The 18,657-nt window shown below is 62.4% G+C and carries 21 protein-coding genes and 2 tRNA genes; 12 read left to right on the top strand and 11 right to left on the bottom strand.

Features of this window, described 5'->3' with window-relative positions; all coding sequences use genetic code 11:
- Nucleotides 1-22 precede the first annotated feature (22 nt).
- From dinB to WDU96_RS08560, 3 genes are read left to right on the top strand one after another with little or no spacing between them, the layout of a single operon-like run.
- On the top strand, nt 23-1,282 hold the full coding sequence (gene dinB, locus WDU96_RS08570) for a DNA polymerase IV (protein WP_337338070.1): 1,260 nt from the start codon (nt 23-25) through the stop codon (nt 1,280-1,282).
- 46 nt (nt 1,283-1,328) lie between these two features.
- Nucleotides 1,329-1,649: a hypothetical protein gene (locus WDU96_RS08565; RefSeq protein WP_337338069.1), complete on the top strand. Its 321-nt coding sequence runs from the start codon at nt 1,329-1,331 to the stop codon at nt 1,647-1,649.
- A complete protein-coding gene (locus WDU96_RS08560; RefSeq protein ID WP_337338068.1) occupies nt 1,624-2,217 on the top strand; it encodes a nucleoside/nucleotide kinase family protein in 594 nt (197 codons plus the stop codon). The genes WDU96_RS08565 and WDU96_RS08560 overlap by 26 nt, the downstream gene beginning before the upstream one ends.
- An 8-nt stretch (nt 2,218-2,225) precedes the next feature.
- Here the strand turns inward: WDU96_RS08560 and WDU96_RS08555 are convergent, their stop codons facing one another.
- From WDU96_RS08555 to WDU96_RS08530, 6 genes are all read right to left on the bottom strand, one after another.
- A complete protein-coding gene (locus WDU96_RS08555) occupies nt 2,226-2,744 on the bottom strand; it encodes a DUF2017 family protein (RefSeq protein ID WP_337338067.1) in 519 nt (172 codons plus the stop codon).
- Entirely contained in the window at nt 2,741-3,040 is a 300-nt protein-coding gene (gene clpS, locus WDU96_RS08550; RefSeq protein WP_396668219.1) for an ATP-dependent Clp protease adapter ClpS, read from the bottom strand. The genes WDU96_RS08555 and clpS overlap by 4 nt, the downstream gene beginning before the upstream one ends.
- Nucleotides 3,040-3,402: a metallopeptidase family protein gene (locus tag WDU96_RS08545; RefSeq protein ID WP_337338066.1), complete on the bottom strand. Its 363-nt coding sequence runs from the start codon at nt 3,400-3,402 to the stop codon at nt 3,040-3,042. The genes clpS and WDU96_RS08545 overlap by 1 nt, the downstream gene beginning before the upstream one ends.
- Nucleotide 3,403: 1 nt before the next feature.
- Nucleotides 3,404-3,479: transfer RNA gene (locus tag WDU96_RS08540), tRNA-His, on the bottom strand.
- 37 nt (nt 3,480-3,516) lie between these two features.
- On the bottom strand, nt 3,517-4,140 hold the full coding sequence (gene orn, locus WDU96_RS08535; RefSeq protein ID WP_337338065.1) for an oligoribonuclease: 624 nt from the start codon (nt 4,138-4,140) through the stop codon (nt 3,517-3,519).
- 61 nt (nt 4,141-4,201) lie between these two features.
- A tRNA-Arg gene (locus tag WDU96_RS08530) sits at nt 4,202-4,274 on the bottom strand.
- 108 nt (nt 4,275-4,382) lie between these two features.
- Between WDU96_RS08530 and WDU96_RS08525 the strand changes: the two genes are divergently transcribed.
- The 5 genes from WDU96_RS08525 to WDU96_RS08505 all read left to right on the top strand — a co-directional run bounded on the left by WDU96_RS08525 (nt 4,383) and on the right by WDU96_RS08505 (nt 8,153).
- A complete protein-coding gene (locus WDU96_RS08525) occupies nt 4,383-4,595 on the top strand; it encodes a methyltransferase (protein WP_337338064.1) in 213 nt (70 codons plus the stop codon).
- 197 nt (nt 4,596-4,792) lie between these two features.
- Nucleotides 4,793-5,308, top strand: coding sequence for a single-stranded DNA-binding protein (locus WDU96_RS08520; RefSeq protein ID WP_337338063.1), 516 nt, complete (start codon nt 4,793-4,795; stop codon nt 5,306-5,308).
- Between the two features lie 42 nt (nt 5,309-5,350).
- The gene (locus WDU96_RS08515) at nt 5,351-5,878 is read left to right on the top strand and encodes a DUF6993 domain-containing protein (RefSeq protein ID WP_337338062.1); all 528 of its coding nucleotides are present in this window, start codon (nt 5,351-5,353) and stop codon (nt 5,876-5,878) included.
- 84 nt (nt 5,879-5,962) lie between these two features.
- Complete coding sequence (gene ettA / locus WDU96_RS08510) at nt 5,963-7,642, top strand: energy-dependent translational throttle protein EttA (RefSeq protein WP_337338061.1); 1,680 nt, start codon at nt 5,963-5,965, stop codon at nt 7,640-7,642.
- Nucleotides 7,635-8,153: an acyl-CoA thioesterase gene (locus WDU96_RS08505; protein WP_337338060.1), complete on the top strand. Its 519-nt coding sequence runs from the start codon at nt 7,635-7,637 to the stop codon at nt 8,151-8,153. The genes ettA and WDU96_RS08505 overlap by 8 nt, the downstream gene beginning before the upstream one ends.
- 7 nt (nt 8,154-8,160) lie before the next feature.
- Here the strand turns inward: WDU96_RS08505 and WDU96_RS08500 are convergent, their stop codons facing one another.
- Nucleotides 8,161-9,006, bottom strand: coding sequence for an acyl-CoA thioesterase (locus WDU96_RS08500; RefSeq protein WP_337338419.1), 846 nt, complete (start codon nt 9,004-9,006; stop codon nt 8,161-8,163).
- 134 nt (nt 9,007-9,140) lie between these two features.
- Between WDU96_RS08500 and WDU96_RS08495 the strand changes: the two genes are divergently transcribed.
- Nucleotides 9,141-9,812, top strand: coding sequence for a DUF8185 domain-containing protein (locus tag WDU96_RS08495; protein ID WP_337338059.1), 672 nt, complete (start codon nt 9,141-9,143; stop codon nt 9,810-9,812).
- 6 nt (nt 9,813-9,818) lie between these two features.
- On the opposite strand, the gene WDU96_RS08490 is transcribed toward WDU96_RS08495, so the two are convergent.
- From WDU96_RS08490 to pepN, 4 genes are all read right to left on the bottom strand, one after another.
- Nucleotides 9,819-11,483 carry an FAD-binding dehydrogenase gene (locus tag WDU96_RS08490; RefSeq protein WP_337338058.1) on the bottom strand — a complete coding sequence of 555 codons (1,665 nt, stop codon included), beginning with the start codon at nt 11,481-11,483 and terminating at the stop codon, nt 9,819-9,821.
- Nucleotides 11,484-11,520: 37 nt separating this feature from the next.
- Nucleotides 11,521-12,000 carry a globin gene (locus tag WDU96_RS08485; RefSeq protein ID WP_337338057.1) on the bottom strand — a complete coding sequence of 160 codons (480 nt, stop codon included), beginning with the start codon at nt 11,998-12,000 and terminating at the stop codon, nt 11,521-11,523.
- On the bottom strand, nt 11,997-13,112 hold the full coding sequence (locus WDU96_RS08480) for a mechanosensitive ion channel family protein (protein ID WP_420063948.1): 1,116 nt from the start codon (nt 13,110-13,112) through the stop codon (nt 11,997-11,999). The genes WDU96_RS08485 and WDU96_RS08480 overlap by 4 nt, the downstream gene beginning before the upstream one ends.
- Before the next feature lie 66 nt (nt 13,113-13,178).
- Nucleotides 13,179-15,725, bottom strand: coding sequence for an aminopeptidase N (gene pepN / locus WDU96_RS08475; protein WP_337338056.1), 2,547 nt, complete (start codon nt 15,723-15,725; stop codon nt 13,179-13,181).
- Between the two features lie 182 nt (nt 15,726-15,907).
- Between pepN and WDU96_RS08470 the strand changes: the two genes are divergently transcribed.
- Genes WDU96_RS08470 through WDU96_RS08460 form a run of 3 tightly spaced genes read left to right on the top strand, consistent with a single transcriptional unit; the run spans nt 15,908 to nt 18,629 of the window.
- Nucleotides 15,908-17,068: a ferrochelatase gene (locus WDU96_RS08470; protein ID WP_337338417.1), complete on the top strand. Its 1,161-nt coding sequence runs from the start codon at nt 15,908-15,910 to the stop codon at nt 17,066-17,068.
- Between the two features lie 40 nt (nt 17,069-17,108).
- Complete coding sequence (locus WDU96_RS08465) at nt 17,109-17,621, top strand: ribose-5-phosphate isomerase (protein WP_337338055.1); 513 nt, start codon at nt 17,109-17,111, stop codon at nt 17,619-17,621.
- 6 nt (nt 17,622-17,627) lie between these two features.
- Complete coding sequence (locus WDU96_RS08460) at nt 17,628-18,629, top strand: Fpg/Nei family DNA glycosylase (protein ID WP_337338054.1); 1,002 nt, start codon at nt 17,628-17,630, stop codon at nt 18,627-18,629.
- Nucleotides 18,630-18,657: the final 28 nt, after the last annotated feature.

The following is an 18,657-nucleotide window of genomic DNA, read 5'->3' as shown; positions in this document are numbered from 1 at the left end:
GCCTCACGAGAGGATAGGCAACATGGGACGTGGTGACGGCTCGGGCCGTGTGGTGTCGCCCGCGGGAGCGAACGATGCCGGCACGGGCATTCTTCACGTCGACATGGACGCCTTCTACGCCTCCGTCGAACAGCTGGACGATCCGTCTCTAGTCGGCAAGCCGATCATCATCGGCGCGCCCGAAGGACGGTCTGTCGTCTCAAGCGCTTCGTACGAAGCGCGCAGGTACGGGGTGCGGGCGGCGATGCCCGTCAGTCAAGCCTTGCGGCTGTGTCCCAGCGCTGTTGTCGTGGCTCCGCACTTCGACCGATACCGGGCGCTGTCATCGCATGTGATGGCGATCTTTCGTGACGTCACGCCGCTCGTCGAGCCGCTGTCGATCGACGAGGCATTTCTCGACGTTCGAGGCGCGAGACGGCTCTGGGGGAGCCCGGGTGAAATCGCGATCGAACTGCGAAGACGAGTTCGCGCCGAGACGGGACTCGTGTGCAGCATCGGTGTGGCCGCCACAAAACACGTTGCCAAGATGGCCTCGACGATCAGTAAACCCGACGGGTTGCTCATCATCGCGGAAGCGGATACAGCGGCATTCCTGCAGACGCGTTCAGTTCGCTCGCTGTGGGGAGTCGGCCCGAAGGCCGCCGAATCGCTGGCAGGGCGCGGCATCCACACTGTGCGAGACATTCTCGACACACCGACGAGTGTTTTGGAGCGCACACTCGGCGGGGCCATGGCGGAGCGGCTCTGGCACCTGGCTCGCGGTATTGACCCTCGCTCCGTCGACACGACTCGTGTCGAGAAGAGTGTGGGGCACGAAGAGACGTTTCACGATGACGTCTCCGATCCGGCAATCTTGCGAACGGAGTTGCGCCGGCTGGCCGATCGAGTGGGCACTCGGCTGCGAGTTTCCGGCTGGGAAGCGACGACAGTCGCAATCAAGGTGCGCTTCGCAGACTTCACCACGGTATCGCGCTCCCGCTCTTTGGCCGAGCCCACCGCAGTCGGGCAGAGAATCGGTGATGCCGCCCACGAACTTTTCGCCTCGATTTCGCGACCGCTGCCCGTGCGCTTGCTGGGCGTGAGGGGGGAACGCCTTCAGCCGGCAGGCGCCTCACCGCTCGCGCTCTGGGACGACGATGAGGAGTGGCGGCGGGTGGAGGGGGCCGTGGATTCTGCTACAGCGCGCTTTGGGCGCGGAGCCATCACTCGCGCCACCCTGCTCGGCGAGTCGCGCGGTGGCGGCGCTGTGCCGTCGCATCCGCGATTGCCAGAGCAAGAATAGACAGATTTGACTGGGCAGTTGGCCCTCGTGGCGGTAGCGTAGCCTCATGCCTAACATCGCACTTGAACTCGGCAAGCAGTCGGCAACTTTCGGCGTCAGCAGCATCTATGGCGAGCAGCAGGACGTCGCGGGCGTGCGTATGATCCCCGTTGCCCTCACCTGGACGGGGTTTGGCGGGGGAGAGGACTCCTCGGGCAATGGTGGCGGTGGCGGTGGCGGATACGCCGTGCCCATCGGCGCGTACATTCGGCGCGGAGACGATCTTCGTTTCGAGCCGAACCTTGTGATGATCGCTGTAGTTGCCATTCCGCTCATTCTTGTGGCAGGTCACTCGCTCACTCGTGTCATCCGCATCCTCAAGAAGTAGGCCGGACGCTCTCGCACGTTCCATTCAGCACGGCGTTGAGCAGATTCTCAACGCCGTCGTGGCAGTCGACGCGAGCAACCCCGCGATCTTGATCGATGGGCGCAGTGGAGCCGGCAAATCCACTCTCGCAGAAGCGCTCGTTGCCCAATGGCCTCGAGCCGGACGCGTGCAACTCGTCGCGCTCGATTCCATCTATCCGGGGTGGGACGGACTTGCCGATGGTGTGTCGACAGCCACCGAAGAAGTCCTTCGCCCGCATGCACGGGGACTGATCGGCGTCTGGCAGCGCTGGGACTGGGAGCGGTCCGAACCGGCCGAAGCACACGCTGTGGATCCGTCTCTTCCGCTCATCGTCGAAGGCTCTGGCTTACTGACTGAGAAGTCGGCGTCGCTCGGCGACATCCGCGTGTGGGTTGAATCGCCGTTGCCATCAAGGCGGGCGCGGGCGCTCGCACGTGATGGCGAGCTTTACCGACCGCATTGGGAGCGGTGGGCGCGGCAAGAAGCGCTCCATCTCTCGGTAGATGCCCCCGAGTCCCTCGCCACCCATGTGGTTCGCGTGCCATAGCGAACGCGCTACTCAGGCTCGGGATCGGACAATCCGTCTATCGCATCCACGAGGACGTGCAACCGATAGCCCACCCAGTCGTAGATCCCGAAGCGAGCGTCAGTTTCGTCACGCTCTTCGTCGCTGATGGCGACTCCCAGCCTGGTAGCGAGAACGAGACGAACAGCTGCGAGCGTGCGCAACCACGCGTCTGCTTCGGTCGCGCTGAGAGTCACTGCGACCGTCTCCCGCAGCGCCGGGTCATCGTCCCGAGTCGCGAGAGTGTTCGTTCCGACAAGACTCTCGAGCGATGCCAGAACGATGGCGGCTTCATCCCGGCGCCTGTCGAGCAGATCTGCTTCGGTGAGTCCACGAAACTCTCGTGCAGCTTCGGGATCTTCGCGATACGCGTCAGGCACTAAGCGCGCGATGGCAGGATCCCGTGGCGATTCGGGGTGCTCGGAGAGCAAATCAGCGAACTGAGCGGTCAGCGCGGCGATGTGGGCAGCTTCGATCCGTGCAAATTCCAGCACAATCTTCTTTGTCACTGCGGCGCCTGCCTCACGGTGGCCCAAAGTCCGTAGTCATGCATCGCCTGGGCATGCAGCTCCATCTGCTCACGGGCGCCCTCGGCGACTATCGCGTGACCATCGTTGTGCACGGCCAGCATCAGCTTCTCTGCCACGGGCTTGGGGTAGCCGAAGTATGTACGAAATACGTGCGTCACATAGTTCATCAGATTCACGGGGTCATCCCAGACGAGCGTTTGCCAGGGACGCTGTGGTTCGCGCGCGGAGCGAAGATCAGACTCTTCAGCGATGTTGGGGGCGGTGAGCGAATTCATTATGCCCAGCCCAGTTCGTGCAAGCGTGCGTCATCAATGCCGTAGAAGTGGGCGATCTCATGCACGAGCGTCGTGTGCACTTCGTCGCGCAGTGAGGTCTCGTCGTCGCAGACGGCTAGGTGTGCCTGACGGTACACGATGATCCGATCGGGAAGCTCCCCAATGCCATAGCGATCACGCTCGGTCAGCGCCCATCCGTCGTACAGGCCCAACAGATCAGTGCTGCCGTCTTCGGCGAGATCTTCGACGACGAAAATTACGTTGTCCAAGCCTTCGACCATATCGTCGGGCAGAAGATCCAACTCATCGATCACCAGTCGTTCGAAAGCTGCTGCATCCATTTCCATCAGCAACTCCGACATTTGGGGTGAGTAACGGGGCTCGAACCCGCGACATCGGCCACCACAAGGCCGCGCTCTACCAACTGAGCTATACCCACCATGTTTCCCACCGGAATGGGCAACCGAAATATTCTCTCACATTCGAGAGGCAAATGATGACACGGCTGCCGCCGCAGCAGCTTTTGCGTCATCGCTTGTCGGGCCCGGCTCTGCCACGAACACAGCCTGGCGGTAGTAGGCGAGCTCGCGAATCGACTCGAGGATGTCGGCGAGGGCGCGATGGCCTCCGTCTTTCACAGGGGCGTGGATGTAGCTGCGCGGATACCAACGCTGCGAGAGCTCCTTGATGCTCGACACATCGATGCTGCGATAGTGCAACCAGCGGTCCACCCTGGGCATGTACTTAGCCAGGAACATCCGATCGGTGCCGATCGTATTTCCTGCAATCGGCGACTTGCCCTCCAGCACGAAGCGCTGCAAGTACTCAAGCACTTGAAACTCTGCGTCTCCTAGGCTCACACCGTCGGGGATCTCCTTGAGCAGCCCTGACTTTTCGTGCATCTTCGTGACGAAGTCACTCATGTTCTCGAGTGCTGACGGGTCAGGCTTGATGACAATCTGAAAGCCGTCATCGAGCACGTTGAGATCGAAGTCAGTGATGACCACCGCGATCTCGACGAGTTCGTCGAGATCGGGGTCAAGACCGGTCATCTCGCAGTCGATCCATACGAGTCGGTCGTTCTTTGAGCCTGCCGCCATGGTTCCAGCCTATTGGCGAACGCCGACAATGCAGTGAACCATGACGAACTCGAACTTTTTGCCCCCCCGGGAGGAATCGAACCCCCGACCTTGCGGGTAGAAACCGCTCGCTCTATCCCCTGAGCTACGGAGGGAGAGGTGACTCTAGGTTACAGCGTTGCGACACGCACAAACGAACTCTAGCGCCGCGAGCGAACCCGGCGTACCGTTCCAAGAAAGCGGTATTCGAAAGGAGTTCGATGATGAGCACCACCGACACACACCACGCTCTGTGGATCGCGTACGGCGCCTCGGGAGTTGCGGGGAGCATCCGCAAGGACGGCAGCGGCTACACCGTCACGATCGCCGGTGCCGATGCGGCTACAGGCACATACGAAACGATGGAGATCGCGAAGAGTGCGCTCCATGCGCACATGCCCCCCGGAAGCGACTGGCCGTCGTTCCGAGAGCATTAAAGGGTGGTGAGCGCTCGCACACGCTGAGGGTTTCACTCATCCTCCCCAGTGCGAGCGGCATCGCTGTTGTTCCCACACCCCCAAACATGCGCCACTCGAGAACACTGCGTGCGGCACTCTGATCTGACCGCCGGCGCTCGACGGGCACGCGGCGCCGGCGGACCCGCGGACCTTCCCGGGTGCGAAAGGAGCACAGCATGCAAGACACCATCACGATCAGGGGCAACTTGGCCGCAGATCCCGAGCAACGGCGGATCTCGACCGGCGACACAGTCACGAGCTTTCGCGTCGGTACGACCGCACGCCGCCGCGACAAAGCGACTGGCGAGTGGACTGACGACGAGACCAACTGGTACCAGGTGTCGGCGTTTCGAACATTGGGCGAGCACGTGTTCGCTTCGTTGCGCAAAGGACATCCCGTTATCGTGAGCGGCCGCCTTCGGCTCCGAACGTGGGAGTCTTCCACAGGCAAAGGCATGTCCGCGGATATCGAAGCCGATGCCGTCGGTCACGATCTGCGGTGGGGGAGCACTGTCTACACGCGCGCGGCGCGAGACGATGCCGGCACCGAACAGCCGAATGGCGATGCATGGGCAGCAGACGCGTCGGCGGGATCGGCCTGGGCAACAGTGGTTCCGGGCGAGGCGCGGGTGCTCGACGAGCCGGCAGCGACCGCGGCTTCAGAACAGGAGAGTATTCACGCGCCGGTCTGACTCACAGGGGGTGCTCGGGATGTCTGCCCTTAGAATCGCTGGGTGCATCGACGTCCCGAGCGACCCGCGTTTGCCCTGACCGCTACGACCCGTGGCCGGTGGTCTGGCGCCCTGGGCACGCTTGTGCTTGCGTGCGCGTTGGCTAGTTGTGCGCCGGCTGAACCGATTGAAACCCCAACGCCCACAGCGAGCGCCACGGTGACCCCGGCAGCTACACCGACGCCCACGGTGACCGTGCCCGCGTTTGATGCGGATGGTACGGCCGAGCAGAACCTGGCTGTATTCGCGCTCACCGTAGAAGAGGTGTGGGCTTCCGCCGACAAAGCCTCGGGTCGTGCGTATGTTGACGCCCTCGTTGCCGTCGGCTTCGCGAAAGCCGACATGGAAGTGACAGAGGACTATTCGACAGTCGGCAACCCCGCTGAGAGCATCCAGTTCTCTGTGAAGTGGGGCGACCAGTGCCTGGTCGGCCAGGTGGGCCCCGCCACTGGAGATCCAGTCGCCGCGGTTCTGCCAGGGCTCGATGAAGGTACGTGTCTGGTCGGCGATACGCGCGCCATCGACTGGTAGCGCGAAGTACACCGAGGGCGCGCACGCCACAAGCCCGGTAGGCTGAGACGCTGACATCGCTAGCGCAAGGAGAGCAGAAACCGTATGGCTGAATACATCTACTCCATGGTCCGTGCCCGCAAAGCTGTGGGAGAAAAGCTGATCCTCGATGATGTCACCATGGCTTTCTTGCCTGGTGCGAAGATCGGCATGGTCGGACCCAACGGCGCCGGCAAGTCGACGATCCTGAAGATCATGGCAGGCATGGACACACCGTCCAACGGCGAAGCGAAGCTGAGCCCCGGGTTCACCGTCGGGATCCTCATGCAGGAGCCGGAGTTGGATGAATCCAAGACTGTCTTGGAGAACATTCAAGACGGGATCGCGATCAAGGCGAAGCTCAATCGATTCAATGAGATCTCCGCCCTGATGGCAGACCCCGATGCAGACTTCGATGCGCTCTTGGCAGAGATGGGAACGCTTCAAGAAGAGATCGATGCGGCCGACGCCTGGGACCTCGACTCGCAGCTCGAACAGGCCATGGATGCGCTCCGCACACCCCCGGCCGACGCAGCCATCGCGCCGCTATCAGGTGGTGAGAAGCGTCGTGTAGCGCTGACCAAGCTGCTTCTGCAGAAACCTGATCTGCTGCTTCTTGACGAGCCCACCAACCACCTTGACGCTGAGAGCGTGCTCTGGCTTGAGCAGCATCTGCAAAAGTATCCCGGCGCTGTTATCGCGATCACACACGACCGGTACTTCCTTGACAACGTCGCCGAATGGATCGCCGAGGTGGACCGCGGTCGTTTGATTGGCTACGAGGGAAACTATTCGACATACCTCGAGAAGAAGTCGGAGCGTCTGGCCGTACAGGGAAAGAAGGACGCCAAGCTCGCAAAGCGACTGGCTGAAGAACTCGACTGGGTGCGCTCCAACTCCAAAGGACGCCAAGCGAAGTCCAAGGCGCGACTGGCTCGCTACGAAGAGATGGCTTCAGAGGCCGACCGCACGCGCAAGCTTGATTTCGATGAGATCTCCATTCCGCCGGGTCCGCGTCTGGGCGGCGTCGTGATCGAGGCGAAGAACCTGCAGAAGGGCTTCGATGACCGTTCCCTCATGAGCGGACTCAGCTTTAGCTTGCCGCCGAACGGGATCGTTGGCGTGATCGGTCCCAACGGTGTGGGAAAGACGACCTTGTTCAAGACGATCGTTGGGCTGGAGCCGCTCGATGGCGGCGTTCTCAAGATCGGTGAGACGGTCAAGATCAGCTACGTGGATCAGTCCCGATCCAACATCGACCCGAACAAGTCGCTCTGGGAAGTCGTGTCTGACGGGCTCGACATCATCACGATCGGCAAAACCGAGATCCCTTCGCGCGCATATGTATCGAAGTTCGGCTTCAAGGGCCCCGATCAGCAGAAGAAGGCGGGGGTGCTCTCCGGTGGTGAGCGCAACCGCCTGAACCTTGCGCTGACGCTGAAAGAGGGCGGCAACCTGCTGCTTCTCGATGAGCCGACCAACGACCTCGACGTCGAGACGCTGCAGTCCCTGGAGAATGCTCTTCTTGAGTTCCCCGGTTGCGCGGTGGTGATCACACACGACCGTTGGTTCCTCGACCGGATCGCCACCCATATCCTCGCCTACGAGGGCACAGATGAGCACCCCGACCACTGGCACTGGTTCGAGGGAAACTTCGAAGCTTACGAAGAGAACAAGATCGTTCGCCTTGGTGCCGAAGCGGCCTCGCCTCACCGCTCCACGTACCGCAAGCTGACCCGTGACTGAGATCGCCCGCACGGAGGCGACGGCAACTGGTCGTCGCCTCCACATCCCCATCCATCTGCGGTGGGGCGACCTCGACGCGTTCAATCACGTCAACAACACCTCGATGCTGAAGTTGCTCGAAGAAGCGCGAGTGCGAGCATTCTGGGCACCGTTGGAAGGTGAGCAGGCTCCCGAGACCGCGGTGCTCGACTCGAGCCTGCAATCGGGTGTGCTGACGTTGATCGCTCGCCAAGAAATCGAGTACCTCGCTCCGGTGCCCTACCAACGCGATCCGCTCGACGTGCAGATGTGGTTCGGCAAAGTGGGCGGCTCGAGTGTGCACGTCAACTACGAGGTGTGCAGTCCAGTTTCCCTCTCGGGAGCACGTTCACAACTCGTCTACGCCCGTGCAACCGCGGTCATCGTGAAAGTCGACGCGGCGACCGGACGGCCTTTGCGTCTGAGCGCGATCGAGAGGGCGGTCTGGAGCCCCTACCTCGGCGAGAGCATCGTGTTCGCTCATCGCTCGTGAACCGGTGCTAGTTGCCCGTGGGCACCCTCACCATCACCTCTTGAGCGACACTTGCCAGCAATGATCCGTCGCGCGCATAGATCCGGCCACTGGCAAGTCCGCGTCCTCCGCGCGCGCTCGGCGACTCCTGCACGTACAACATCCACTCGTCGACGCGTCCAGGGCGGTGCCACCACATCGCGTGGTCGAGGCTTGCCACCTTCAGCCCTCGCGTAGACCACGCGATGCCGTGTGCACGCAGAATCGGCTCCTGAATCGTCATATCGCTGAGGTAAGCGAGGATCGCTTGATGCAGTGCAGGATCGTCAGGAAGACGCTTCTTGATCCGCATCCATACCGCTTGACTCGGCTTCGGTTCGCCATCGACCGTGAGATAGATCGGCGTAGCGACATGGCGCAATTCCACAGGCCGGTTCATAAACAGGCGCTTGGAGATCGGGTGCGAAGCTGCAACCTCTGACTCGATGTCTGGAAGGTCTTCCGGAGCGGCTATGCCCGTCGGCATGTCGAGTTGGTGTTCCAAGCCCGGGTCCTCTTGTTGGAATGACGCAATCATCGAGAATATCGGTACCCCGTCTTGGTAGGCCTGGGTGCGCCGAGTAGAGAATGACCGCCCATCATGAATTCGGTCGACTGAGAAGGTGATGCCTCTGGATGAGTCACCTGGCCGAAGAAAGTAGCCGTGCATGGAGTGCACCGCTCGACCGTCGGCGATGGTGCGCCCAGCCGCAACCACGGATTGAGCGAGCACCTGCCCGCCATAGACTCGGCCGAACGGCATTTGCTGCGAAGAGCCGGTGAAGATATCTTCGCGCGTGCGCGCTTCGGAACCCGACAGATCCAGAACATCCATGAGCGATCCAACCGGATCGGGATCGGGTACGAAACTGTCAGGAGCGCTGGGGGCGGCCTTCGACACGAAAAACTCCATTTCGCTGGGTCTCGACGCGCAACGGGGCACGCGCGTTCCCTTGATACTTTAGGCGGATGCCCCAGCGCTTGATATTCAACGAAGCCGACGCCGCAGCCGATGCCATGACATTTGCAGGTCGCTCGAGTCCCCTAGGAGACGGCGCAGTCCGATTGCGTGCCTCGGACGGAGTTCTGGTGATGACTTCTGCTCCGCTGGCGCCACGTGGCCTTTTCGACGCCACACCAACCATCCTGGCGATGAGAGTGTTGGCGGTCGATCCTGAGCTTGTGTGCGACCTGACGGTTTCAGCATCCACTCTTCAGCTCGCTCAGGACGATGCGACATCGATCGAGCTGCCCGAGACGGCGGTGTCGGAGCCGTGGGCAGGGGTCACGCCGCCCAGAGCAGGGTGGGTCACAGCCGACGACATTCCTGCGGCCACTCTTGCGGCCCGGGCCCAGTGGGGAATCACGACCGTGGCAGAATCCCTTCCCGCCAACCCCGGCGAGGATGTTGTTCGCTCCGTACGCGCGGCGGTCTGGGGCGCGGCTGACGACGAACTGAATGGTCTACCGCTCGGTGCAGCGTTCGCTGCGTTCGCGCTCGGTTTCATCGCCGGCGAAGAGCAAGCGCGGGTGAGGACAGCCGCGTCGTGGACGAGAATCACCTTGGATCGCGGCCACGTGCTGATTCGCAGGCCCGAACGTATGGGGCTCACCGAAGTGCGCTCGACAGGTCGGGCGTAACCAGCCTCAGACCGCGGCAGCCATCGACCGGCCCGCTGAGCGTCCAGAGAACAAGCAGCCCCCAACGAACGTTCCCTCGAGCGCGCGATAGCCGTGCACCCCGCCACCGCCGAAGCCGCTTGACTCGCCCGCCGCGTAGAGGCCCGGTATGGGTTCGCCGTTTGCAGAGAGTGCGCGCGATTCGAGGTCTGTTTCGATCCCACCGAGCGACTTTCTTGTCAGCACGTGCAGCTTCACCGCGATGAGGGGACCGGCCGTTGGATCGGTGATCCGATGCGGCACGGCGGTGCGAACGAGCCTGTCACCGCGGTAGGAGCGAGCAGCGCGGAGCATCGCGACTTGAGCGTCCTTCGTGAAGTCGTTGTCGAGTTCGCGATCACGAGCCTCGAGCTCTGCTCGAACAGTCGCTGCATCCAAAGCGTCGCCGCCGGGAAGCGCCCTCATGCCACTGATCAGCTCGTCAAGGGTGTCACGCACGACGAAATCGGCGCCGTTGTCCATGAACGCTTGCACCGGAGCGGCGGCCCCCTTGCCGAGCCGTGATTTGAGCAGCAGCGAGATGTCTTTGCCGGTCAGATCAGGGTTCTGCTCGCTGCCCGAGAGAGTGAACTCCTTCTCGATGATCTTTTTCGAGAGCACGAACCACGAATGGTCATGACCGGTTGTGCGCAGATGTGCGAGGGTGCCGAGTGTGTCGAAGCCCGGAAACAGCGGTACCGGTAGTCGCTTGCCCGTGGCGTCCAGCCACAGTGAGGAGGGCCCGGGAAGGATGCGAATGCCGTGCTGGGGCCACACGGGATTGAAGTTCTCGATTCCTTCGACGTAGTGCCACATGCGATCGGTGTTGATCAGATTCGCGCCCGCAACTTCGGAGGTGGACAGCATCGAACCATCGACGTAGGCGGGCACGCCGGTGATCATCTTTTCGGGCGCAGTTCCCAGTCGTGATGGCCAGCTCTTGCGAACAAGCTCGTGATTGCCGCCGATACCGCCAGCAGAGACGACTGTCGCTGCGGCGGTGATAGCGAAGGAACCAACGACTTCACGCGACGAAGCGAAGCCACGCGCGGCGCTTGATGGCGCCAGCACCTCGCCCTCGGCCCCGACCACTGTGCCGTTAGTGACAGTGAGCGAGCTGATTCGATGCCGGGGAAGAATGGTGACTCTGCCCTGTGCCTCTGCCGTTTCCACATCCGCTTGGAACGGGGCTACCAAGCCCGGCCCGGTGCCCCAGGTGATGTGAAACCGCGGCACCGAGTTGCCCGGGCCGAGTGCGGTGTAGCCGCCACGCTCTGCCCAGCCGACGACGGGAAAGAATCCGACGCCTTTCTCTCGCAACCACGAGCGCTTCTCAGCGTGCGCGAAATGCAGATATGCCTCTGCCCACCGCTTCGGCCATGCGTCTTCATCGCGATCGAAGCCCGCGGTGGCGAACCAATCTTGGCGCGCAAGATCGAGGGAGTCTCTAACGCCCATGCGACGTTGCTCGGGTGAGTCGACGAAGAAGAGGCCGCCGAATGACCACCACGCCTGACCGCCCAGGTTTGTGCGTGGCTCTTGGTCGACGATGACGACCCGTTTGCCCGCAGCGAGCGCTTCACTCGCGGCAACGAGCCCGGCCAGGCCCCATCCGATCACGAGAATGTCGGTGTTGTAAGTGTTGGTCGGCATATCGACTCCAGTGTCGAGGTGGTGGGGCAGGGGGTAGTTAGCGAGATTCGTCCTGCGGCGGTTCAGCGATCAGGGGAATGGATGCTGCGGTGCGGCCGGCGGTATTGGGTCCGATGCCCGTGGGCTCAAAGGTGTTTACCATCGCGAAGGCGGCGCGATGGAGGTAGTCCCACAGCGTGGCATCGTGCAGCGGCGCCAGTTCGAGCTCGTCGACCGCGGCACGCATGTGATGCAGCCAACGATCGCGGGCGTCGGGATTCACATGGAAGCCATTGTGACGCATCCGCAGTCGGGGGTGTCCGCGTTGCTCGCTGTAGGTGCTTGGGCCGCCCCAATACTGTTCGAGAAACATCGTCAGGCGTTCCGCTGCCGGCCCCAGATCATCCTCCGGATACATGGGGCGCAGCACGTCATCGTCGGCGATCCCGCGGTAGAAGCTGTCGACGAGACGCACGAAGGTCTCGTGTCCGCCGATCTCTTCGTAAAAGGAGCGCATGGGGTCTGCGTCCGATGTCATGTTTGGTCCTTCGAACTGGCGTTGGTGTCGTTGCTTTCGGCCGCCGACCCTGGTGTGGGCTTGGCAGTGCGTTTCGGCTTCCATACTGGCTTGGACGAAGCGGGCACCGCGACCGGCTGCGGCTTTGTCTTTGGCGGGTGCGCGCCACGCACACGTTGCGCACCGTCGATTCCGGTGGGCATCACCGTGTTCATGCCCGGCAGAGTGAGGCCGAGTTCATCGGCGGCGCTCTTCAATCTGCGCCGCAGTTCGCTGGCCACGTCGTCTTTGGCGTGCGCACGCGTCTTCATCACGAGACGGATGATGAGCGCATCGCCCGTGACGGATTCGAGGCCCCAAATCTCAGGTTGTTCGATGATCCGAGTGCGCCACTTGGGATCGTGTGCGAGCTCTATCGCCGCGTCGAGCAGGGCCTTCTCGGCAGCATCCATGTCTGCATCAACGGGCAAGCCGAGGTCGATGATCACACGAGACCAGCCCTGAGACAGGTTGCCGATGCGTGTGATCTCGCCGTTGCGCACATACCAGAGCGTGCCGTTGACATCCCGCACGTGAGTCACTCGCACGCTCACCGATTCGACGATCCCCGAGGCGAGCCCGAGATCGACAACATCGCCGATGCCGATCTGGTCTTCCGCGACGATGAACATGCCGTTCAAGACGTCTTTGACAATGTTCTGCGCGCCGAAGCCAAGCCCTGCACCGATCGCCGCAGACAGCAGCGTGAGAGAGGTTAGCGCGTTCGGCGCGAGTACCCCGACGATGAGAAGCAATGAGACGATGAGGATCGCCACGTTGCCGATGTTCATCAGAATCGACCCGAGCGTGCGAGTTCGTTGAACCAGTCGCACCGAAGCAAGTGGCGAACGCTCCAGCGCTTGGGTGTCTTCTACTCGCGCCTTGGTCTTCGCTCCGTTGACGATTCTGGCTACGACGCGACGAATGATCACGCGCAGAATCCACGACAGCAGGAACGCCCCAAGGACGATCATCGCGACGGTGGCGAGCATCAGGCCGAGCCCGGTGAAAAACGCACCGATATTCGGCCAGAACTCTGACCAGAACAGCGGGTCAGTGACGTCGCTGGTGTCTGTCGCATCAAGGGTGATCATCGTGATGATCCTAACGACGGATGCCTCGGCCGCACCTGAGTGCGAGCCGAGGCATCCGTATGAGTTCTACTGTGCGTCGCGAGCCTGCACACTGAGTGCACGTTCGACGCCAGCGAGGTTTTCTGCCACCAGTCGGCGCAGCGCGGCTGGAGCATCGCTGTTGGCCATCAACCAATTGCGCGTTGCGTCGCGCAGTTCTGTGCTGGCCAGTGCAGCCGGGTAAAGCCCGGCTACCAGGTACTCCGCGATCTTGTAGGTGCGAGACGACCACATGGGCAGCAGCATCTCGAAGTACGGCTCGATGAATGCCGGCAGCACCTCGATGCTCGAGGGGCTGGTGAGGCCGATGGTGATCACCCTGACGATCGTGTTCGGCAGATCGGCGTTGTCGATGAGCGACGCCCAGGCTGCCCGCTTCGCTTCAACAGTGGGGATGCTTGCACGAGCCTGAGCGGCGAAGTCCGCTCCCTTCGCGGTGTTGTCCGCTGCGAGGGCAGCGTCGATCTCTTCTGCCGTCACCTCTCCGCCTGCCGCCAATGAAACCAGCAGCTGCCACGACAGGTCGGTGTCGATCTCGAGGCCTTCGAGCACGATTTCGCCGTTGCGAACACCGGCCACGGTCGCCCACTGCGCTGCTGTGGAGGCAGCGCTCGCGAATGACGTCACGAACTGCAACTGGCTGTCGCTGCCAGCTTCGGCAGCCTGCGCGAGCTCCCACAGCGACGACGCGACCTTCTCGCGGGTTGCGGCGCGCTTCTCACGGGCTACGTAGGAGTTTGCCGCCAGCTGAAGTTGGCCGACCGTGGTGCGCACGGTGGTTGACTCGGTCTCAGAGCCGATGTTGCGCAGAACGAGGTCGATGTAGTCGCTGGCTGAAGCCTCCGCGTCGCGGGTCTGATCCCATGCCGCACCCCACACGAGCGAGCGAGCGAGCGGGTCGCTGATCTTCGCGAGATGGTTGATTGCGGTGTCAAGTGAACGGTCGTCGAGGCGGATCTTGGCGTAGGCGAGGTCGTCGTCGTTCAGCAGCACCAGGTCGGGGCGAACCTGCCCCTTGAGCTCTGGAACTTCGGTGAGGTCGCCGTCGACGTCGAGCTCGACGTGATGCACGCGAACGAGCGCACCGTCGTTGAGACTGTAGAAACCAACGCCCAGCCGGTGCGGGCGGATCGTCGGGTAGTCGGCGGGAGCCGTCTGCACGATTGCAAACCGGGTGATAACGCCGTCGGAATCCGTCACGATCTCGGGCGAGAGGGTGTTCACGCCAGCGGTCTCGAGCCACTTCTTAGACCAGGTCGTGAGCTCACGACCGCTGGTCGCTTCGAGCTCCACCAACAGATCCGACATCTCTGTGTTGGACCACTCGTTCTTCTTGAAGTACGCCGCGACGCCGGCAAAGAACTGTTCGATGCCTACCCAGGCAGCGAGCTGTTTGAGTACCGACCCTCCCTTGGCGTAGGTGATGCCGTCGAAGTTGACCTGCACGTCTTCGAGGTCGTTGATCTCAGCGATCACCGGGTGAGTCGAAGGCAGCTGATCTTGACGGTAAGCCCAGGTTTTCTCCATCGCGTTGAACGTGGTCCATGCTTCGGTCCATTCCGTAGCCTCGGCGGTGGCGATCGTCGACGCCCACTCTGCGAACGACTCGTTCAACCAGAGCCCGTTCCACCATTTCATGGTCACGAGGTCGCCGAACCACATGTGGGCGAGTTCGTGAAGAATCGTGACGACGCGTCGTTCTTTCACAGCGTCAGTCACTTTGCTGCGGAACACATACGTCTCGGTGAACGTGACCGCGCCCGCATTCTCCATCGCGCCTGCGTTGAATTCTGGGACGAAGAGCTGGTCGTACTTTTCGAACGGGTACGGGTAGTCGAACTTGGCTTCGTAGTACTCAAAACCCTGACGCGTCTTTTCGAAGATGTAGTCGGCGTCGAGGTACTGCCACAGGCTCTTGCGCGCGAAGACACCCAGCGGGATCACCCGACCCGATGCACTGGTGAGTTCAGAGAAGGTGGACTCGTAGGGTCCAGCGATGAGCGCTGTGATGTACGACGAGATGCGAGGAGTAGGGGCAAACGACCAAGTCGCGTTGCCATCGCCGTGGCGTGCTGGCTCTGGAGTGGGGGAGTTGGATACCACCTGCCACTGTTCAGGCGCAGTGACGGTGAACTGGAAGGTCGCCTTCATATCGGGCTGCTCGAAGGCGGCGAACACGCGCCGCGAGTCGGGCACCTCGAACTGGGTGTAGAGATACACCTCGCCGTCGACGGGATCGACGAAGCGGTGGAGTCCTTCACCGGTGTTGGTGTAGATGCACGAAGCGTCGACAACCAGCTCATTGTGCTCGGCGAGGTTCTCCAAGGCGATCCGTGAATCAGCGAATGCCGATGCGGCATCGATCGCGACGCCGTTGAGAACAATCTCGTGCACATCGCGTGCGATCAGATCGATGAAGGTTGAGGCCCCCGGCGTGGCGGTGAATCGAACGACCGTGCGGGATCCGAAGACCTGTGCGCCCTTCGTGAGGTCGAGAGCGATCTCGTACGATTCGGTCGAAAGGATCGCTCGGCGCTCTTGCGCCTCGATGCGGGTGAGGTTTTCTCCTGGCACTGAAATGCTCCCGTGGGTGTGGGTGGGATGCCGCAAACAGGCGCTGCTGGCGCCGACGGCAACCGTACAAGCCTACGTGAAACCTTGGGCGCGGTCCGCTGGTCGGCGCGGGGTGTCAGGATGGTGTGGTGACTTCGCACCAGCAAGACGAATCAGCCTCACCAGCAGCGCACACCACCACCGTGCCCTATGCCTCCGCCGCGGCCTCAACCGGCCCCGCACACGTTGAGGTGCCGGTGGCCTACGACGGCATTCTGCTCGCTGGTTTCGGTGGGCCCGAAGGTCAAGACGACGTGATCCCGTTCCTGCGAAATGTCACGCGTGGTCGCGGGATCCCCGACGAGCGACTCGAAGAAGTAGCTCATCACTACCGACACTTTGGCGGCATCAGCCCCATCAACGCCCAGAACCGTGCGCTGAAGAGTGCGCTCGAAGCTGAGCTCCGGCGTCGCGAGATCGAGTTGCCCGTCTATTGGGGCAATCGCAACTGGGCGCCCTACCTTCACGACGCGGTCAGAGAAGCTGATGCCGCAGAAGACCGAAAGCTGCTCGCGCTCGCGACCAGCGCATACTCGTCGTTCTCGAGTTGCCGCCAATACCGGGAGGACTTCGCTCGGGTGCTTGACGAGACCGGGCTGGCATCGACTATGACGATCGACAAGGTGCGTCAGTTCTTTGATCACCCCGGGTTCGTGCAGCCGTTCATTGACGGCGTGCGCGATGCGGTGGCGTCTTTCGTCGACGACGGTGTCGAGCCCGCAGCCATCAGGGTGCTGTTCTCCACCCACAGCATCCCCACCGCAGACGCGGATCGCTCCGGGCCGCGCGACATCGACTTCGGTGAGGGGGGCGCCTATGCGGCGCAGCACCTTGCGGTGGCTGAGAACGTGATGGCGGCGGTCACGGCGGATCTTCCTGCCGCTGCCGGTATCGGTTGGGAGCTTGTTTACCAGTCGCGCTCCGGCCCGCCCACACAGCCGTGGCTGGAGCCCGACGTCAACGACGTGATCGCAGATCTCCCGAACAGAGGCATCGCCGCAGTCGCCATCGTTCCGCTCGGGTTTATGAGCGATCACATGGAGGTGCTGTGGGATCTCGATACCGAGGCGACCGAGGCTGCGGCTGCCGCCGGGCTCAAATCGGTGCGCACACCGACGCCGGGGATCGACCCCGTGTTTGTCAGCGGGCTGGTCGACCTCGTGGAGGAACGTCTGAGGGGAACCGCCGCTCGAGACCGCCCCCACGCGACGAATCTTGGTCCGTGGTTCGATGTGTGTCGTCCGGCGTGCTGCGAGAACGTTCGTGCCGGCTTCAAGCCCGCTGCCGCGGGGATTGCCCCCTGACAACGCACTGATTCGCTCACTTTTCTCTAGGATTACGTTCATGCGCATTCACCTCGCGACCGATCACGCCGGCCTCGAATTCTCCACCCAGCTCCAGCACCACCTGGCGGCTGGCGGGCACGAGGTCGTGGATCATGGCCCCGTTGAGTATGACCCTCTCGACGACTACCCCTCGTTCTGCATCAGGGCGGCCCAGTGCGTGGTCGCTGACCAGACTGCCGGCATCGAGGCGCTGGGAGTCGTGTTCGGCGGCTCGGGCAATGGCGAGCAGATGGCCGCGAACAAGGTGCGAGGAGTTCGCGCCGCGCTGGTGTGGAGCCTTGCCACGGCAGAGCTTGCACGGGAGCACAATGACGCCAATGTGATTGCGATTGGCGCACGGCAGCATACCTTCGAGCAGGTCGCGCAGTTCATCGATCGCTTCGTCAACACTCCGTTCTCGGGCGAACAACGCCACGCGCGCCGTATTGCACAGCTTGCCGCGTTCGAAACCGATGGTTCGTTGCAACCGGATCCGCGCGAAGCCGATTCCTTCGATCCCGAAGCAGGCTGAGCCCTCATGCCCGAAGGGCACTCGGTTCATCGCATCGCCCGTCAGTTCGACCGCAACTTCGTAGGGCACCGACTCAGCGCGGTGAGCCCCCAAGGGCGATTCGCTGAAGGTGCAGCCTTGATCGACGGCTGCACCGCGACGTCCGTGCGTGCGGTCGGCAAACAGATGTTTCTCGAGTTCGATGAAACCTTCTGGCTCCGCGTTCACCTCGGGATGTACGGCGCGTGGGACTTTGCCGGTGAGATCCTCACCGACCCTACGATCGCTTCTGCGAACGGCCGAATGGGGCAGACAAACCAGCGGGGGACCGAGGTTGCCGAGACGGTCATGGACACGGCGGGCGAGAACTCGTTGTCTTCCATCGGAGCGCCTCGGCGTGCTCGCGTTCGCGTGCGCATGTCGGAACAGACGAAGGGACTGGCAGACGAAGAAAGCGAGCAGTGGCCGCCGCCACCCGTCGGACAGGTTCGGCTGCGCCTCTTGACCGACCGCACCTGCGCAGATCTTCGCGGTCCGACTGCGTGCGCTATCCAGACCCCCGATGAGGTCGCCACGGTGATCGACAAACTCGGGCCTGACCCACTCGTCGATGATGTGGCCGAGGGCGAAGATCGCTTCACCCAGGTTGTGTTGCGCAAGCCCACTCCCATTGGCCTGCTGCTGATGGATCAGTCGGTTATCAGCGGTATCGGCAATGTGTATCGCGCTGAACTGTTGTTTCGCGCGCAACAGAACCCACATACCCCCGGCCGTGAGGTGCGCGACGACGTCGTGCGCGGGATCTGGCGCGACTGGGTACGGATGCTTGCCGTAGGTGTAGAGACGGGCCAGATGATGACCATGGACGACCTGGATCCGGATTCCTATCGCCGCGCTATGGCGAGCAGAGATGACAGGCACTGGGTCTACCACCGCGCCGGGTTGCCTTGTCGTGTGTGTGGGACGGCCATCGTGATGGAGCAAGCGGCGGGCCGCAAGCTCTACTGGTGCCCGCGCTGCCAAGCCTGACGCAAAGCTTAGGGTTGGCATGCGGCAC

Origin of the sequence: Microbacterium marmarense (genome assembly GCF_037204165.1) — a bacterium.
Classification (GTDB): domain Bacteria; phylum Actinomycetota; class Actinomycetes; order Actinomycetales; family Microbacteriaceae; genus Microbacterium; species Microbacterium marmarense.
This window is presented reverse-complemented; position numbering and strand designations above follow the sequence as displayed.

Excerpts from the sequence above, each read along its gene's own strand:
- dinB (WP_337338070.1), top strand. The coding sequence starts at position 23 with ATGGGACGTGGTGACGGCTCGGGCCGTGTGGTGTCGCCCGCGGGAGCG.
- WDU96_RS08565 (WP_337338069.1), top strand. The coding sequence starts at position 1,329 with ATGCCTAACATCGCACTTGAACTCGGCAAGCAGTCGGCAACTTTCGGC.
- clpS (WP_396668219.1), bottom strand. The coding sequence starts at position 3,040 with ATGAATTCGCTCACCGCCCCCAACATCGCTGAAGAGTCTGATCTTCGC.
- WDU96_RS08545 (WP_337338066.1), bottom strand. The coding sequence starts at position 3,402 with ATGTCGGAGTTGCTGATGGAAATGGATGCAGCAGCTTTCGAACGACTG.
- orn (WP_337338065.1), bottom strand. The coding sequence starts at position 4,140 with ATGGCGGCAGGCTCAAAGAACGACCGACTCGTATGGATCGACTGCGAG.
- WDU96_RS08525 (WP_337338064.1), top strand. The coding sequence starts at position 4,383 with ATGAGCACCACCGACACACACCACGCTCTGTGGATCGCGTACGGCGCC.
- WDU96_RS08520 (WP_337338063.1), top strand. The coding sequence starts at position 4,793 with ATGCAAGACACCATCACGATCAGGGGCAACTTGGCCGCAGATCCCGAG.
- ettA (WP_337338061.1), top strand. The coding sequence starts at position 5,963 with ATGGCTGAATACATCTACTCCATGGTCCGTGCCCGCAAAGCTGTGGGA.
- WDU96_RS08500 (WP_337338419.1), bottom strand. The coding sequence starts at position 9,006 with ATGGATGTTCTGGATCTGTCGGGTTCCGAAGCGCGCACGCGCGAAGAT.
- WDU96_RS08495 (WP_337338059.1), top strand. The coding sequence starts at position 9,141 with ATGCCCCAGCGCTTGATATTCAACGAAGCCGACGCCGCAGCCGATGCC.
- WDU96_RS08490 (WP_337338058.1), bottom strand. The coding sequence starts at position 11,483 with ATGCCGACCAACACTTACAACACCGACATTCTCGTGATCGGATGGGGC.
- WDU96_RS08485 (WP_337338057.1), bottom strand. The coding sequence starts at position 12,000 with ATGACATCGGACGCAGACCCCATGCGCTCCTTTTACGAAGAGATCGGC.
- WDU96_RS08480 (WP_420063948.1), bottom strand. The coding sequence starts at position 13,112 with ATGATCACCCTTGATGCGACAGACACCAGCGACGTCACTGACCCGCTG.
- WDU96_RS08465 (WP_337338055.1), top strand. The coding sequence starts at position 17,109 with ATGCGCATTCACCTCGCGACCGATCACGCCGGCCTCGAATTCTCCACC.
- WDU96_RS08460 (WP_337338054.1), top strand. The coding sequence starts at position 17,628 with ATGCCCGAAGGGCACTCGGTTCATCGCATCGCCCGTCAGTTCGACCGC.